The sequence below is a fragment of the Vibrio sp. 1069 genome (assembly GCF_033340555.1).
In genome coordinates, this window is record NZ_JAWOWP010000750.1 from 1 (window position 1) to 562 (window position 562).

Consider the following 562-nt stretch of genomic DNA (forward strand, 5'->3'; position numbering starts at 1 on the left):
TGATCGTATTGCCATTAATGTCTTGAGTAGTGATCGCCGAGAGTTCATCCAAGACCTGAACTTGGTTTGTAAAGCCATCACCATCGTTAGTCACTACGATGGTGTAAGTGAGTGTTTGACCCGATGAATAGTAACGACTGTCGACATCTTTACTCACACGCAAGTTGTCGTCAGGAGTTTGAACCCCTGAACCACTTTCGGTCACGTTGTCGTTGGCGCAGCTCGTCGAGTCATCCAAAATAACGCCCATGCTAGCGTCATTGGTTTTTGCGGTAAGTTTGTATTTAACGGTTTTTCCTGGAGCAAGATCGGGCGTCAAAGCAATTGGATTTGAGCTCCATGAGCCATAGCTATACGAACCCGGATCCGAGCCAAGCAAGTCCTCACCCGAAATGACTTCAACTTTCCATTCTTTAAACGCTTGCGCATCGCCAGCACCGCCTGCTTGCTCCGTCATGACACAAGTTAAGTTGTCTTGAATCAATAAGTTATTGGCAAAGTACTTAGACGAACCGTTGGTTACCGTAATTTCATATTCGATGTTTCCACCGGGCACATATTC

General features: G+C 46.1%; 1 protein-coding gene. It reads right to left on the reverse strand.

The annotated features are described in order from the left end of the window. The coding region (locus R7040_RS28850) for a hypothetical protein (protein WP_318097948.1) at nucleotides 1-562 on the reverse strand (562 nt) is incomplete at both ends.